Below are 14386 nucleotides of genomic sequence, written 5' to 3' on the forward strand. Positions count from 1 at the left end.
GAACACCGAATGACCTCGAAGCGCCTTGTCAGCACTGCCGTGATCTGTCTGGCCCTGGCAGCCGGTACGACGGCATGCGGGGGAGACAAGGACAAGACCGCGGCCACCGGCCCGAACGCCGCTGCCCCGAGCACGGCCGCGCCGTCGCCCACCCCGACCGTTCCCGCCCTCGACACGGAGAAGCTCACCGCCGAGGAGATCGAGAAGAAGGCCAAGGACGCCATGGCGGCGGCCACCTCCGTCCACATCAAGGGCCAGGCGGCCATGGACACCGGCTCGATGAAGATCGACCTGATCCTGGACACCAAGGGCCAGTGCACGGGCACCATGGCGATGGGCGCCGTCGGCAGCTTCGAGATCATCAGCGACGGCACCAAGGCGTGGCTGAAGCCGGACGCCGCGTTCTGGAAGAGCCAGGCCGGCCCGGGCGGCGACAAGGCCGCCGAGCTGTTCAAGGGCCGCTACCTCACCGGTGACATGAGCGACCGGGAGATGAAGCAGATGGCCAGCTTCTGCAACCTGGCCGTCTTCACCAAGGACCTCACCGACGCCGACGGCGGCAAGGTCACCAAGGGCTCGGCGGGCACCGTCAACGGCCTGAAGACCTTCAGCCTGAACAGCGTCAACAAGGACGGCGAGAAGAGCCTCGTCCACATCGCCACCGAGGGCAAGCCGTACCCCGTCCGGGTGGAGAACACCGGCTCGGAGCCCGGCACGATCGACTTCACCGACTACGACAAGCCGGTCCAGGTCACCCCGCCGCCGGCCGACAACGTGATCGACATGAACATCTTCCGCAAGCAGTTCCCGGCCGGCGCCTGACGCCTGCGGGACCAGGACGCGGCGGGTGGATAATCCGTTGCCCTCCCCGGCGTGCGCTGCCTATGGTGGCTGCACACTGAAGGGAGGTGATCCTGAATTGAGTTCCATCAGGATGCGTGAGGTGGCTGCTCGCTAGAGCCGCCCCTGCCTGCGCAGGGTGGGGCCCTCGGCCTCCGGCAGGCGAAATCCATAGCAGTCACCCGGCCCGCGGGCTCACCGGTACATCCCCGGTGCCGCGCCACCCGGCCCCTCCGAGGGCCCGGCGGTGCGGAGCAGCCCGCGGGCTGTCTGCTGTCCGCAGTCGTTCTCCGGTGCCCCGGTGGCAGCGGATCCCGAACGTTCCCGAACGCTAGAGTCCACCCCGGATCCGCGGGGCACAACGACTCCGACGGCGGTGGCGGGGCGGGCGAGGGGGCGGCGATGGCGAGGGTGCAGCGGGCCGGGAGTGCGGCGGCCCTGCGGAGGGTGCAGCGGGTCGCGGCGGTGGTCCTGCCCGGGGTCGGGGTGCTGGGGCTGCTGCTGTTCTCGCTGGGCCGGGCGCGGTTCTGGCAGGCGTTCGGCGGCGGCCTGGTGGTCGCCGGGGCGGCGGCCGTGGTCGGCGCCGCGCTGGGCTTCCTGTTCGGGGTGCCGCGGATGCGGGGCGGCGGCGAGCAGCCGCAGGGCTCGGGTTCGTACGTGCCGAACACCAATCTGGAGCAGGTCTCGGACTGGCTGACCAAGGTGCTGCTCGGGGTGGGGCTGACCCAGCTCGGCTCGCTGGGCGAGCGGCTGGACCGGCTGGGCACGGCGCTGGCGCCGGCGCTGGGCGGTGAGTCGGGGACGGCGCCGTTCGCGGCGGCGCTGGTGCTGTACTTCCTGCTGTTCGGCTTCCTGGCGGGCTGGCTGGTGACCCGGCTGCTGCTGCCGCAGGTGCTGTCGGACGCGGACCGGGCCCTGGACCTCTTCCTGGCCGGCCAGGACCGCGACCGCAGGGGCGACAAGGTCGGCGCGGACGACCTGCGGGTGCGGGCGATGCAGCATCTGGGCGTGCTGGGCGGCAGCGGGGAGCAGCCGCGGGAGGTCGCCGGGCAGTTGCCGACGGCCGGCCCGGCGAGCGTGGTGGCGGAGGTCCGGTCGACGGCGCGGCGCTCGGCGCTGACGGCCGAGCAGGTGCGGGAGCTGTTCGCGGACGGCTCGGAGGCCCGCCGGTTGCAGGCGCTGGCGCTGATGCAGGGCGATCCGGCGCTGGGCGACCTGTCGAGCGTGCTGGCGGCGATCGAGCAGCCGCGGTCGGGCTTCGAGCAGTACCACGCCCTGCTGGCGGCGCGCGGCCTGCTGTCGCTGCTGCCGGTGGACGAGGCGCAGCGGCTGCGTGACGCGGTGGCGGGGCGGCTGCTGGCGGCGGACGGCATCCCGTACGGCTCGGACCGCAGTTGGTTGGCGGAGAAGATACTGTCCCGCCTGGACGCCCCGGCGACCCCCGCCTTCCCGGGATCCGCCGTGGCCCCGGCACCGCCTGCCGGAACCGGGGCCGAGCAGCCCGCCGCCCCCGGGGTGGCGCTCCCGCAGCAGCCGGAGCCGCGCGGCTGAGGCGGGGCGATCCGGGACGGCACCGGCGGAGACGGCACCGGCGGGGACGGCACCGGCGGGGGCCGGAACGAGGCGGACTGGCCTACGGCCTACCGGCCGCGCGGCGGCGGCGGTGGTCGGCGGCGCGGAGCACCAGGACCCGGCGGGTCAGGCCGTCGCCGGGGCGGGGGAAGGTGCGGATCTCGCTGGCGATCCGGCGGGTGCCGAGGGCGCGGCGCAGCCCGTCCAGGTGGCGGCAGCGGCGGCTGCGGCCGTCGTGCAGCGGGTGGACGCGCACCTCGCCGGCGGGGTCGGTGACCCGGACGAGTTCGGTGAGGGCGGCCAGTTGCCGCTCGGGGCCGAAGAGTTCGGGGTAGGCGAAGAGCAGGTAGCCGCTGAGGGTGAGGGCGAAGGTGCCGTCGGCGAACGGCAGCCGGGGCAGTGCGGCGGCCACGTACTGCTGCGGGTGGGCGGCGCTGTCGGCGGTGTAGAGCCGGCGGGCGCGGTCCCAGCTGCGCAGGTAGCGCTCGGCCGGGAGCACGCGGACGGGCGGGTACAGCTCGGGGCGGTCGGCCATCGCCCGGGCCATGGCGGTGCGGGCGGCGAGCGCGTCGGCCGCGACCTCGGCTGCGGGGCGGGCGTAGGCGGGGTCGGCGGCGATGACCAGGCAGCCGAGGGTGCGGGCCTCGGCGGCGAGTGCGGCGGCGCCGCCTGGGCAGTCGAGCACCGGTCCGGGGAGGGCGGCGAGGGCGGACCGGGTGAGGCCGAAGAGCCCGCAGTACTCGTCCAGCGGGCGGGAGGTGACCAGGGTGCCGGGTGGGGGGTCGGCCATGCGGCCATCGGAACACGGCCGGGCCCGGCCCGCATCCGAGGAGGCGGGCCGGGCGGGCGAGGAGGCGGGCCGGGGCGGGCGAGGAGGCGGGCCGGGGCGGGCGAGGAGGCGGGCCGGGGCGGGACACCGGGCGGCGAGGAGTGGGCCTGGGTGTCAGCGGCCGAGCAGGCCCCGGACGGCGGCCCGGTCGACGCTCGCCATCGCCCGGACCAGCTGCGGGGTGAGGAAGACGAGCAGCAGCCCGACCAGGGCGACGCCGGCGATCTGGGCGGGCGACTCGATGTAGTAGACGTGGTGCGCGTTCGCGTCGTCCCAGAAGTCGAAGACCCGGTAGCCGGGCCAGTCGGTGTAGGTGGGGAAGACCCAGTGGTACGCCGGGTACAGCGCCATGGTCCAGCCGACGAGCAGGAAGACCAGCGCCAGGGTGAAGGACAGGATCGCCCAGGGGAGCATCACCACCTGGTAGAGCACGGCCTTCCAGCCGGCCGTGTCGGAGAGCCGGGCGCCGATGGACGGCCAGAAGCCGGGGCGCTTGGGCCGGACCGGGGCGGGGGCGGGCACGTCGAGCGCCAGCAGGGAGCGGGCCCGGGCGCGCTCCAGTCGGCCGAAGCCCCGGGCTCCGGCGAGCAGGGCGGCCAGCACCGGCAGGCCGAGCACGGTCACCACGGTGCCCAGGCCGAAGCTGAACAGGGTGACGGTGAGGCTGAACCCGACGATCGCGATGGGCAGCCGGGTCAGGAGGTACCCGAGTTCGCGGTAGCTGTACGAGGCGAAGGGCGCGCGCCAGAAGTAGGGCGCCTCCTCGGTGCGGCGGGGGCGGGCCGGGCCGGCCGCCGCGAGGCCGCCGTCGGTGTCGGCGGTGTCGTACTCGCTGTGCGGTGCGTACTGGCTGCTCATCCCCGTGCCTCGGTCCTCGGATCGGTCGGCCGCCGGCGGTCCCGCCGACTTCCTCCAGCCTGGCAGAGCGCCGTGTCCCGGGGGGATCCGGTCACCCGGCGGAGCGGGGGTGGGGATAACCCCCGCTCCGTACGAAACCCCCGGCCCGTGTGCCCCCGGCCGGCGTCAACGGGCCCGGGGCCGCCATTCGTCGTCCAGCAGCGCGTACTGGTAGGAGTCGCGCCAGGCGCCGCGCAGGAAGGTGTCGTGCCGCAGCCGTCCCTCCAACCGGAAGCCGGCCCGGGTGAGGACCCGGACGGAGGCGGCGTTCTCGACGTCGGTGCGGGCGACCAGCCGGTGCACGCCGAGGGTGCGGAAGGCGAAGCCGCAGAGCAGCGCGGTGATCTCGCCCGCGTAGCCGAGGCCCCAGGTGTCGCGGCGCAGCGCGTAGCCGAGGGTGGCGCTGCGGTGCTCGCCGAGGCCGAGGGCGGCGTTGCCGATCGGCTCGGCACGGGCGGGGTCGTCGGCGTCGGCGTCGGCGAGGCGGGTGACGGCGAGCCGGTAGACGGTGCGTTCGGGGCGGTGGGCCTCCTCCAGGTACTGCTCGATCTGGTCGGCGCAGTCCTCGCGGTCGCGCGGTTCGAACGGCAGGTAGCGGGTGGCCTCGGGGTCGCCGAAGACGGCGTGCAGCGCGTCGACGTCGTCGGGGGTGTGCTGGAACTCGCGGATGGCCAGCCGGGGGCCGGTGAGCAGGACGGGCACCATGCCTGCCGACCCTACTCCCGCGGAGCGGTTACCGTACGTGACATGGAAGACGAAGACCTGCGGCTCGCCCCGCGCACCAGGGCCGCCGAACTGCTCGCCTGGGCGGAGGCCGAGGGCCTCCCGCCGGTGCCCGAGGGGCCGCTGCGAGCGGTGCTGGCGCTGTTGGAACTGGGCGAGGGCAGGATGCACGACGGCTGGCCCGAGCTGACCTCGAACGTGCTGGAGCAGCTGCTGTACGAGCGGCTGTACCTGTACGTCCAGCCGGAGCCGGAGGCGGATCCGCTGGACTACGGCCGGGCGGTGCGGCTGCTGATCGACCACCAGCGGGCGGCGCGGCGGTTGAACGCCAAGCGCCAGGAGCGGTTGCACGCCGAGGCGGAGTGGCAGGGCGAGCTGGCGGCGGGGCTGTTGCGCCGCGCGGACCTGGTGACCTGGCCGCGGCTGTACGCGCTGCTGCTGCACGCGCACGGGGTGGACACCGCCGACGGGGCTGCGGTGCGGGAGTGGCTGGACGCGTTCCGGGAGCTGGCGGAGGAGGACCGGGCGGCCGTGTTCGCGGGCCTGGAGGAGGCGGGTTGGCTGGATCCGGTGGAGGGTGACGGCGGTTGGGGTCCGGCCCGGCTGCTGTCGGTCGGGATGGCCACGGACGGCGCCCGCCGACTGCTGGAGCAGGGGCTGATGCGGCGCAGCTACCGCAATCTGGCGGAGTTGACAGCGCAGGGCCGGCCGATGCCCGAGGAGTTGGCGGGGGACTTCGGGGCGTTCGAGGGGGCGGCGGCCGGGGTGGCGCTGGAGCTGTTCGGGGAGTGGACGGTGCCGGGGCTGGCCGGGCTGCTGGTGGAGGAGTACCCGGAGCTGGCACCGGAGCCGGGCCAGGAGGAGATCGACGCGTACCTCGCGGGGCTCTGAGCGTGCGACGACGGCTCTGAGCGCGCGGCGGCCCCGGTCCGCAGGGCGGACCGGGGCCGTTCACCGCGGGTTCAGGGGTTGATGCCGCGCTGCTCGAACCAGCTCTCCGGGTCGACCGGGGCGCCGCCGCCGGGGCGGACCTCCAGGTGCAGGTGCGGGCCGGTGACGTTGCCGGTGGCGCCGACCTTGCCGATCTGCTGGCCGGGGACGACCTTGCCGGAGCCCTTGGTGATCGAGGAGAGGTGGCAGTACCAGATCTCGGTGCCGTCGGGCAGGGTCTGCACGATGCGGTAGCCGTAGGAGCCGGACCAGCCGGCCGAGGTGATGGTGCCGGAGCCGACCGCGAAGACCGGGGTGCCGGTGGAGGCGGCGAAGTCGAGGCCGGTGTGCAGGTTGGCCCAGTAGCGGGCGCTCTGGCCGTAGTGGGCGGAGACCCGGTAGTCCTTGAGCGGCAGGTTGACGGCGGCGAGCTTGGCGCGCTCGGCGGCCTCGGCGGCCTTCTTGGCCTCCTGCTGCTGGACGGCCTTCTTGGCCTGCGCCTCCTGCGCGGCCTGGAGGCGGGCGCTCTCCTCGGCGGCGGTGCGCTGGCTGTCGGCCTGGAGCTGGATCCGGGCGGCGAGGGCGAGTCCGGGGTCGGCGGAGAGCGCGACGGGGGTCTCGTCGGGGGTGGAGACGGCGGGGGCGGCGGCCGGGGTGGCGGAGGCGAAGCCGGTGGCGCCGAGGGTGGCGACGGCGGCGGTGACGCCGAGCAGCGGAGCGGTGCCGCGGGTCTGACGCGGCATCCGGTGCCGGTTGGTCTCGGCCGGCTGCGGGGCGGTCTCGTCGGCGGTCCCGTATCCGTCGGCGTGGGCGGGCGGCCACGGCTGGTCGAGCAGCTGGGTGCCGGCGCTGGAGCCGGGCAGGTGTGCCGGAGAGTACGTCGACGCCACGGAGGCGCGCTCCTTTCCTTCCCTCACGCCTACCGGGTTAGCTGACGGGTTCGGAGCAGGAAGGTCTCCTACGGTCGGGCCCGAGGGCTCGGCCGATTCACCCCAAGGAACGTGGTTCCCCGGCTCCCTGACCAGCCCGGGGGCGGGTCGTCGGGATTGAGCGTGCGCGCGGTGCCGTCTGGTACGGCGTGTCGACCGCGCTGCGTTATCAAACGTTAATCCGAGGAGCCCATGATTCCAAGCCATCCGCCCGGGACAGTCCGATACTGCCCTGACACCTTCACACCGGATGGGCGTTTTGGCAGGTTTGACGACTCCTGCACACTACCGAACGTTATGGGACGTCAACGAACGACCATTGATTGAGTACGGGTACTCATGTGCGCGCTCCCGGCCGCCGCGATCCTGGCGCCATGAACGCACCGATGCAGTCGCGCACCACGGCCGCGTACTACGTCCAGGCCGTGCTCTCCTTCGCCCTCTCCGCCGGGGCCGTCGCCGTCGGGATCGCCTACCTGCCGGTGGGCGGCTGGACCCGGGCCTTCCTCGGGATCGGCCTCCTCTACACCGTCACCTCCTGCTTCACCCTGGCCAAGGTGGTCCGGGACCGCCAGGAGACCTCGGAGCTGGTCAGCCGGGTCGACCAGGCCCGGCTGGACAAGCTGCTCGCCGAGCACGACCCCTTCAAGGTGGAAGGGGTCTGACCGCGCCCTCCCGCCCCCAGCCCCCTCCTCACTCCCGACCCCCTCCCGGATCCGCCGACGGCCGTCGCTTGACGGCTAAGGCTATTAGCCTTAGCTTTATGGCTACGGAGTGCACGCCGCACCCGCCGGACCGAGGAGGACCCCGATGCCCGCCATCAGCACCCCCGCCACGCAGTACCTGGACGTCCCCGGCGGCCGGCTCGCCTACGACGACACTGTGCAGGGCGACGGCCACCCCGTCGTCCTCCTGCCCGGCATGCTCGACAGCCGCGCCGCGTACCGGCACCTGCACCCGCTGCTGACCGCCGCCGGGCACCGGGTGATCACCATGGACCTGCGCGGCTTCGGCGACTCCTCGATCCGCTGGGACGACTACTCCCCCACCGCCATCGCCGGCGACGTGCTCGCCCTGCTGGACCACCTCGGCATCGAGCGCGCCGCCCTGGTCGGCCACTCCTACACCGGCGCCAGCGTGGTGAAGGCCGCCGGGGACGCGCCCGAGCGGGTCGCCGGGATCGCCCTGCTGAACGCCTTCGTGGAGAACCTCCCGCAGACCGCCGTGCAGCGCGCCGTCTTCGGCGTCCTCGGCACCCTGCTGATCCACTCGCCCGCCTTCTGGGGCCTGTACCACCGGAAGATGGCCTACCCGGGCGCCCGGCCGGCCGACTTCGACGCGTACGTCGACGGTCTGGTGGCCGCGATGCGCACCCCGGGGCGGAAGACCGCGACCCGCGGCCACGTTCGCGGCGACTCCGCCCCGCAGGGCTGGGGCGCGGCGGTGCACTGCCCGGCGCTGGTCGTCATGGGCAGCAAGGACCCGGACTTCCCGAAGCCGGAGGCGGTCGCCGACCGGCAGGCCGCCGCCCTGCGCGGGCGGAAGGTGATGATCGAGGGGTCGGGGCACTACCCGATGGCCGACGCCCCGCAGGCCACCGCGGACGCCCTACTGCCCTTCCTCGCCGCACTCTGAGCCGTACGGACCGAACCGTGCGGCCCGAACCGCACGCCGCGAGCCGCACCCCCGCCCGAACCGCACCCCCGCGCCACCCCGCGTCCGCCCCACCCCCCTTCCCCCGGAGGACCCCATGCCCCGCGTCGGCCTCACCCCCGACCAGGTCGTCACCCACGCCCTCGCCCTGATCGACGAGCAGGGCCCGGAGGCGCTCACCCTCGCCGCCGTGGCCGGCCGCGCCGGGGTCGCCACCCCCTCCCTCTACAAGCACGTCAGCGGCGGGCTCGCCGAGCTGCGCCGGCTGGTCGGCGTGCGGGTCACCACGGAGCTGGCCGACCGCCTCGCCGCGGCCGCGCTGGGCCGCGGCGGCGACGAGGCGGTGGAGGCCGTGCTGCGCGCCTACCACGCGTACGCCGTCGAGCACCCGCACCGCTACAACGCCCTCCCGCAGGCCCCGGACCCGGACGCCGAGCTGGCCCGCGCGGCCGCGCGGCTGGTCGGGGTGCTGGTGGCGGTGCTGCGCGAGTACGGCCTGGACGGGGCCGAGGCGGTGCACGCGGCGCGTACGGTGCGGGCGGTCGCCCACGGTTTCGCCTCGTTGTCGATCGGCGGCGCCTTCCAGCTCTCCGAGGACCCGGCGGTCACCCAGGACCGCCTGGTCGCCGTGCTGACCGGTGGGCTGCGCGCCTGGCCGAAGGGCTGAGGCTCCCGTCGCGCCGGATCCCCCGGGCGCCCGGACACTGGTAGTGGTGCGCCGTCCGGAGGACCATTCCTCCGCACGAGAATTAAGGTATGAAGAAATGAGGAACCCCCAAGGACGCCCACCCCCTCGGAGCGGAAAGGCCGGGTATCCCGATGGACCTGACCTCACCGTGGCTTCCCCCCACCGAGGAAGGGAACCGCAGCACGCACGGCGGCCCCACCGCCCGTAGCGCGATGCGCTGTGTGCGCCTGCTCCTCTCCTGCGGCAGCGCCGCCGAACTGCTCGGCACCGTCCTGGCCGAGGGCCCCGGCTGGATCACCGGCGAGGGCTCCGCGCTCTACCTGCTCGACTCCGCCGGAATGCTCCGGCTCACCGCCTCCCACGGCCTGCCCGACTGGGCCCACGAGCGCTACGGCGTCGTCGACCCGGCGGGCGAACTCCCCGCCGGGATGGCACTGCGGCTGCGCCGCCCGTACCTGCTGAGCCCCGAGCGCACCGGCGCCGACTACCCCAACCGCAATGCCGGCATGGGCACCGGCATGGTCGCCGTCGTCACCCTGCCGATGATCGTCGACGAGCAGCCGATCGGGGTGCTCGGGCTCGCCCTGGCCCACCGCGGGACCGTCCCCCGGCGCGACCTCGACGTGCTGGAGACGATCGCCGACGCCTGCGCCCACCGCCTCGCCCACCTGCTGGAGCACGGCCGGCGCCCGACCGCACCCGGCGGCACCGGCGGCACCGACCGCCCCGGGCCCGGCCCGCGGATCCACACCGCCGACGGCGGCCCGGACGGCGCCCGGAGCCCCGGACTCGCCCACCCGCTGCTCTCGCTCGCCGTCCGCAGCGCCGGGCGCGGCGCCTTCGAACGCGACCTGGTCACCGGCGAGTCCTTCTGGGACGCCCAGGCGTACCGGGTGATCGGCCTGCCCCCGCCGCCGGACGGCGAATCCGCCGAGGCCCCCGAACTGCACCGGATCGTCCACCCCGAGGACCTGCCCGACGTTCAGGCCGCGCTCGCCGAGGTGATCGCGGCCGGCGGGCCGTACCGGCTGGACTACCGGGTCCTGCGCGGGAGCGGCGGGGTCGTCCGGATCGAGGAGCACGGCGAGGTGATGCTCGACGTGCACGACCGCCCGGTCCGGATCGCCGGGCTGATCGCCGACGCGGACCGGGCCCGCGCCGCCGAGGAGCCGCCGCCGGACGGGGGCGGGGCGCCGGGGCGGCCGGAGCCCCCGGCCGGGGCCCGCACCGCCCTGCTGCTCGCGCTGACCCGCGCGCTCTCCCGGGCGGTCACCGTCCGGGACGTCACCACCGCGGTCAACGACGTCGCCCGGCCCGCGCTGGGGGCGGCCAGCATCGTGCTCGACCTGGTCGACGAGGGCCGGCTGCTGCCCGTGTCGCACACCGTCTACGGCGGCCCCCGCCGCAGCGAGCTGAACCGGCTCGCCGACCTCTCCGAGGGCGTCATGCAGCGCGCGCTCGCCCGCTCGGCCCCGCTGTTCAGCGAGCCGGGCCCGACGGGACGGACGCGCGAGCACGGCGGCCCGCTCACCCCGGCCGCCTGGGCCGTCCTGCCGCTGATCGCCTCCGGCCGGCAGGTCGGCTCCTGCCTGATCACCTTCGCCACCGAGCGCACCTTCGGCCGCGAGGACCGCACCCTCTACTCGGCCTTCGCCGGGATCCTCGCCCAGTCCCTGGAGCGCGCCCGCCTCTACGACACCCACCACCACCGGGCGACCGAGCTGCAGCGCGCCATGCTCCCCCGCAGCCTGCCCCGGCTGCCCGGCGTGGCCAGCGCCGCCCGCTACCTGCCGAGCACCGAGGGCATGCAGATCGGCGGCGACTGGTACGACCTGCTGAAGCTGCCGGACGGGCGGGTCGGCCTGGTCATCGGGGACGTCCAGGGCCACAACGCCGAGGCCACCGCCGTGATGGGCCAGTTGCGCAGCGGCCTGCGCGCGTACGCCACCGACGGCCACGACCCGGCCGCGACGCTGGCGCGCACCAGCCGGCTGCTCTCCGAACTCGACACCGACCTGTTCGCCACCTGCCTCTACCTCACCCTCGACCCGGCCGACGGCACCCTCTGCGCGGCCCGCGCCGGGCACCCCGCGCCGGTCCGGATCGGCGCGTCCGGGGCGGTCGAGCTCGACGTGCCGGGCGGCCCGCCGCTGGGCGTCGACCCGGGGCAGGAGTACCGGCCGACCTACGGGCACCTGGCGGTCGGCGAGACGCTGCTGGTGTACACGGACGGGCTGGTGGAGGACCGCGAGGAGGACTACGACGAGTCGGTGCAGCGGATGCTGGACGGGCTGGAGCTGTGGACCGACCGGGCCGGGCCGGTGCACCTCGGACCGGCCGCCGCCCTGGAGCGGCTCGCCGACCTGCTCACCCTCAACGTCACCGAGCGCCGCTCGCGCCCCGACGACGTCGCCCTGCTGCTGCTCCACCGCACCGCCGCGGCGCCGCGCTGACGGGGCGGGGGGAGCGGCCTTGCGCAAGGGCCGGCGGACCCCGAAAACCGTTCGCGCGACGTCGGATTGACGTCATTTTGACGGGATCGAGTCACCTGGTGAGATCCGTTCACACCTTCGTAGGATCATCACCCTAGAATTCGCGGCGTGACGATGACTCAGTGGTGTGCAACGGCAACCGGCGTACTCGCCGCCCTGGCCCTCGTGGCCGCCGCCCGCTACCGCGCCGTCACCCGCACCCAGCGCCGCCGGCTGCTCCGGCAGCAGCGCGAACTCGACCGGCTGCGCGAACAGCTCGACGGCGAACTCACCCGCCGCGGCGCCGACCTGGCCGCCGTCCAGCACGAGCAGGAGCTCACCGCCTCCACCCAGCGGGCCTTCCTCAGCGTCGCCCGCCGCATCCTCGTCATGGCCCACGACCAGCAGGCCCTGCTGGACGAGATGGAGCGCACCCACGACGACCCGGCCCTGCTCGAAGGGCTGCTCAAGGCCGACCACGCCGCCGCCCAACAGGCCCGCCTCGCCCAGACCCTGGCCGTCCTGTGCGGGGCGCGGGCCGGCCGGCACTGGCCCGAACCGGTCGCCCTGGAGGACGTCGTGCGCGGCGCCCAGTCGCGCATCCTGCCGTTCCAGCGGGTGGTCGTCCGCAGCCGGATCGAGACCGCCGTGGTCGGCGCCGCCGCCGAGGCGCTCATCCACGCCGTCGCCGAACTCCTCGACAACGCCACCCGCTACTCCCCGCCCAGCACCCAGGTGTTCGTCACCCTGATGCCGGTGCACAACGGCGCCGTCGTCGAGATCGACGACGGCGGCGTCGGCATGCCCGAGCACGCCGTCGTCAAGGCCGCCTCCGCGCTGGCCGGCGGCAGCAGCCTGGAGGTCTCCCGGCTCGGCGAGGTGCCCCAACTGGGCCTCGCCGCGGTCGGCCGGCTCGCCGAGCAGTACGGCTTCCGGGTCACCCTCAGCTCCGCGCCCTCCCCGTACGGCGGGGTCCGGGTCGTGGTGCTGCTGCCGAACGCCCTGCTCACCGAACCGCTGCCGCCGACCGTCCCCGGCTTCGACGACCGCGACTTCCCGGCCGCCGCACCCCGGCGCCCGGCACCCCCGCAGTACCCGGCCGCCCCCGCGGCCCCGGCCACCCCCGCCGCACCGGCCCGCGACACCACCGCACCGCCGCCCCTGCCCCGCCGCAGCCACCGGCGCGGGCGCACCGCCCCCGCCCCCGGGCCGGCCGCCGCCCCCGCACCCCCGCCGTACCGCTCGGCCCGGGACGCGCAGGCGTTCATGGCCATGTTCCAGGCCGGCACCGCAGACGGCCGCTCGGCCGTCCGCCACCGGCCCGCGGCCCCCGCACCGACCCTGCCCGCTTCCCCCCAGCCTCCCCAGCGCCCCGGAGAGTTCCATGACCACCACCCCTGACCTCGGCTGGCTGCTCGCCGACATCGTCTCCGTCCCCGAGGTCCAGCACGCCGTCGTGGTGTCCAACGACGGCCTGGAGATCGGCCGGAGCGGCAGCATCCTGCGCGAGGACGCCGAACGGCTCGCCGCCGCCTGCTCCGGCCTGCAGTCGCTCGCCCGCGGCGTCGCCCAGGGCTTCGGCGGCCGGACCAGCACCACCCGCCAGATCGTCATCGAGTACGGCGGCGGCTACCTCTTCATCGTCACCGCCGGGGCCGGCGCCCACCTCGCCGTGGTCACCGGCGAGGCCGTCGACGCCGGTCTGGTCGCCTACCAGATGCAGGTGCTCGTCGAGCGGATCGGCACCCACCTCACCAGCCCGCCGCGCGTCGACCACGCGGCGGGGGGCCAGCGGTGAGCGGGCCGGTCCGGCCCTACGTCATCACCGGCGGACGCAGCCGCCCCACCCGGGCCGCGCTCGCCGTCGAAAGCCTGGTCAGCGCCTTACCCGACGCGCCGCCGCTGCCCGAGGACGCCCTGCTCAACCGAGAGCACCAGCGCATCCTCGACCTCTGCCGCAGCCTGCTGTCGATCGCCGAGATCGCCGCCTACCTCGGACTGCCGCTCGGCATCGTCAAGGTCCTCGTCGGCGACCTCTGGGACCTCGGCGCCGTCCAGGTGCTCCCACCCGTACCGCAGGCCGAGCGCCTGCCCACGACCCTCCTGGAAGAGGTGCTCGTTGGCCTCCGCCAACTCCGCTGACCCGCTCGACGCAGCACCGCTCGACGCAGCGCCCCAGTACCTGCCGCCCTCCGTGCGGGGCGCCGTGAAGATCCTGGTCACCGGCCCGTTCGGGGTCGGCAAGACCACCCTGGTCGGCTCGCTCAGCGAGATCACCCCGCTGCGCACCGAGGAGACCATGACCGCCGCCAGCAGCGGCATCGACGACCTCACCGGCCGCCCCGGCAAGACCACCACCACGGTCGCCCTGGACTTCGGCCGGATCACGCTCAACCCCCGGCTCGCCCTGTACCTCTTCGGCACCCCGGGGCAGCGGCGGTTCTGGCCGCTCTGGGACGACCTCGCCAGCGGCGCGCTCGGCGCCATCGCCATGGTCGACCTGCGCCGCCCGGACGAGAGCTTCGACGTCCTCGGCCGGCTGGAGGAGCAGCGGATCCCGTTCGCCGTGGCCGTCAACACCTTCCCGGACAGCCCGAGCTACCCCGAGGAGGAGCTGCGCTCCGCCCTCGACCTGCTGCCCGAGGTGCCGATCCTGCACTGCGACGCGCGCGACCGGCGGGCCGCCTACGACCTGCTGATCGACTTCGTCGACCACCTGCACTCCACCTCCGTCCTGGAGCTCCAGCGATGACCACTCCCGAGCCGGGCGGCGCCGTCGCCCCGCCGCCCGGCTGCCCCGCGCACGCCTCCACCAACGGCTACCCCGCGCTGCACGGTGCCGCGGTCGCCGAGG

Annotated in this window: 15 protein-coding genes and 1 riboswitch; of the genes, 11 read left to right on the forward strand and 4 right to left on the reverse strand. The window is 74.9% G+C overall.

The genetic code is table 11. The annotated features are described in order from the left end of the window. The first annotated feature begins 9 nt into the window (after positions 1–9). Both ACWGB8_RS05305 and ACWGB8_RS05310 read left to right on the forward strand, forming a co-directional pair. Positions 10–822 (forward strand): hypothetical protein, encoded by an 813-nt coding sequence (locus ACWGB8_RS05305; RefSeq protein ID WP_452210451.1) that lies wholly within the window; start codon positions 10–12, stop codon positions 820–822. A 420-nt stretch (positions 823–1242) separates the two neighbouring features. Further along, the gene (locus tag ACWGB8_RS05310) at positions 1243–2391 is read left to right on the forward strand and encodes a hypothetical protein (RefSeq protein ID WP_452210452.1); all 1149 of its coding nucleotides are present in this window, start codon (positions 1243–1245) and stop codon (positions 2389–2391) included. Between the two features lie 82 nt (positions 2392–2473). Here ACWGB8_RS05310 and ACWGB8_RS05315 read toward each other — a convergent pair whose 3' ends face one another. From ACWGB8_RS05315 to ACWGB8_RS05325, 3 genes are all read right to left on the reverse strand, one after another. After that, the gene (locus ACWGB8_RS05315) at positions 2474–3202 is read right to left on the reverse strand and encodes a hypothetical protein (RefSeq protein WP_452210453.1); all 729 of its coding nucleotides are present in this window, start codon (positions 3200–3202) and stop codon (positions 2474–2476) included. Between the two features lie 153 nt (positions 3203–3355). After that, positions 3356–4099 (reverse strand): sensor domain-containing protein, encoded by a 744-nt coding sequence (locus ACWGB8_RS05320; protein WP_452210455.1) that lies wholly within the window; start codon positions 4097–4099, stop codon positions 3356–3358. Between the two features lie 165 nt (positions 4100–4264). Then, entirely contained in the window at positions 4265–4843 is a 579-nt protein-coding gene (locus tag ACWGB8_RS05325) for a GNAT family N-acetyltransferase (protein WP_452210457.1), read from the reverse strand. Between the two features lie 42 nt (positions 4844–4885). On the opposite strand from ACWGB8_RS05325, the gene ACWGB8_RS05330 reads away from it, so the two are divergent. Continuing rightward, positions 4886–5752 carry a hypothetical protein gene (locus tag ACWGB8_RS05330; protein WP_452210459.1) on the forward strand — a complete coding sequence of 289 codons (867 nt, stop codon included), beginning with the start codon at positions 4886–4888 and terminating at the stop codon, positions 5750–5752. Positions 5753–5823: 71 nt separating this feature from the next. Here the strand turns inward: ACWGB8_RS05330 and ACWGB8_RS05335 are convergent, their stop codons facing one another. Further along, on the reverse strand, positions 5824–6681 hold the full coding sequence (locus tag ACWGB8_RS05335) for a M23 family metallopeptidase (protein ID WP_452210461.1): 858 nt from the start codon (positions 6679–6681) through the stop codon (positions 5824–5826). 11 nt (positions 6682–6692) lie between these two features. Then, a riboswitch (cyclic di-AMP (ydaO/yuaA leader) is annotated at positions 6693–6854 on the reverse strand. 240 nt (positions 6855–7094) lie between these two features. Between ACWGB8_RS05335 and ACWGB8_RS05340 the strand changes: the two genes are divergently transcribed. The 8 genes from ACWGB8_RS05340 to ACWGB8_RS05375 all read left to right on the forward strand — a co-directional run bounded on the left by ACWGB8_RS05340 (position 7095) and on the right by ACWGB8_RS05375 (position 14284). Continuing rightward, the gene (locus tag ACWGB8_RS05340) at positions 7095–7385 is read left to right on the forward strand and encodes a YiaA/YiaB family inner membrane protein (protein WP_452210463.1); all 291 of its coding nucleotides are present in this window, start codon (positions 7095–7097) and stop codon (positions 7383–7385) included. 145 nt (positions 7386–7530) lie between these two features. Beyond that, a complete protein-coding gene (locus ACWGB8_RS05345; protein ID WP_452210465.1) occupies positions 7531–8355 on the forward strand; it encodes an alpha/beta fold hydrolase in 825 nt (274 codons plus the stop codon). A gap of 115 nt (positions 8356–8470) precedes the next feature. Further along, a complete protein-coding gene (locus tag ACWGB8_RS05350) occupies positions 8471–9040 on the forward strand; it encodes a TetR/AcrR family transcriptional regulator (protein WP_452210467.1) in 570 nt (189 codons plus the stop codon). Between the two features lie 152 nt (positions 9041–9192). Next, positions 9193–11514: a SpoIIE family protein phosphatase gene (locus tag ACWGB8_RS05355; protein WP_452210469.1), complete on the forward strand. Its 2322-nt coding sequence runs from the start codon at positions 9193–9195 to the stop codon at positions 11512–11514. A 153-nt stretch (positions 11515–11667) separates the two neighbouring features. Continuing rightward, positions 11668–12933, forward strand: a complete 1266-nt coding sequence (locus ACWGB8_RS05360; RefSeq protein WP_452210572.1) for an ATP-binding protein — start codon at positions 11668–11670, stop codon at positions 12931–12933. Beyond that, positions 12917–13330 (forward strand): roadblock/LC7 domain-containing protein, encoded by a 414-nt coding sequence (locus tag ACWGB8_RS05365; RefSeq protein WP_452210470.1) that lies wholly within the window; start codon positions 12917–12919, stop codon positions 13328–13330. The genes ACWGB8_RS05360 and ACWGB8_RS05365 overlap by 17 nt, the downstream gene beginning before the upstream one ends. After that, positions 13327–13674: a DUF742 domain-containing protein gene (locus ACWGB8_RS05370; RefSeq protein WP_452210472.1), complete on the forward strand. Its 348-nt coding sequence runs from the start codon at positions 13327–13329 to the stop codon at positions 13672–13674. Before ACWGB8_RS05365 ends, ACWGB8_RS05370 begins: the two co-directional genes overlap by 4 nt. Then, positions 13652–14284 (forward strand): GTP-binding protein, encoded by a 633-nt coding sequence (locus ACWGB8_RS05375; RefSeq protein WP_452210474.1) that lies wholly within the window; start codon positions 13652–13654, stop codon positions 14282–14284. The genes ACWGB8_RS05370 and ACWGB8_RS05375 overlap by 23 nt, the downstream gene beginning before the upstream one ends. Positions 14285–14386: the final 102 nt, after the last annotated feature.

This window comes from Kitasatospora sp. NPDC054939, from assembly GCF_053610105.1.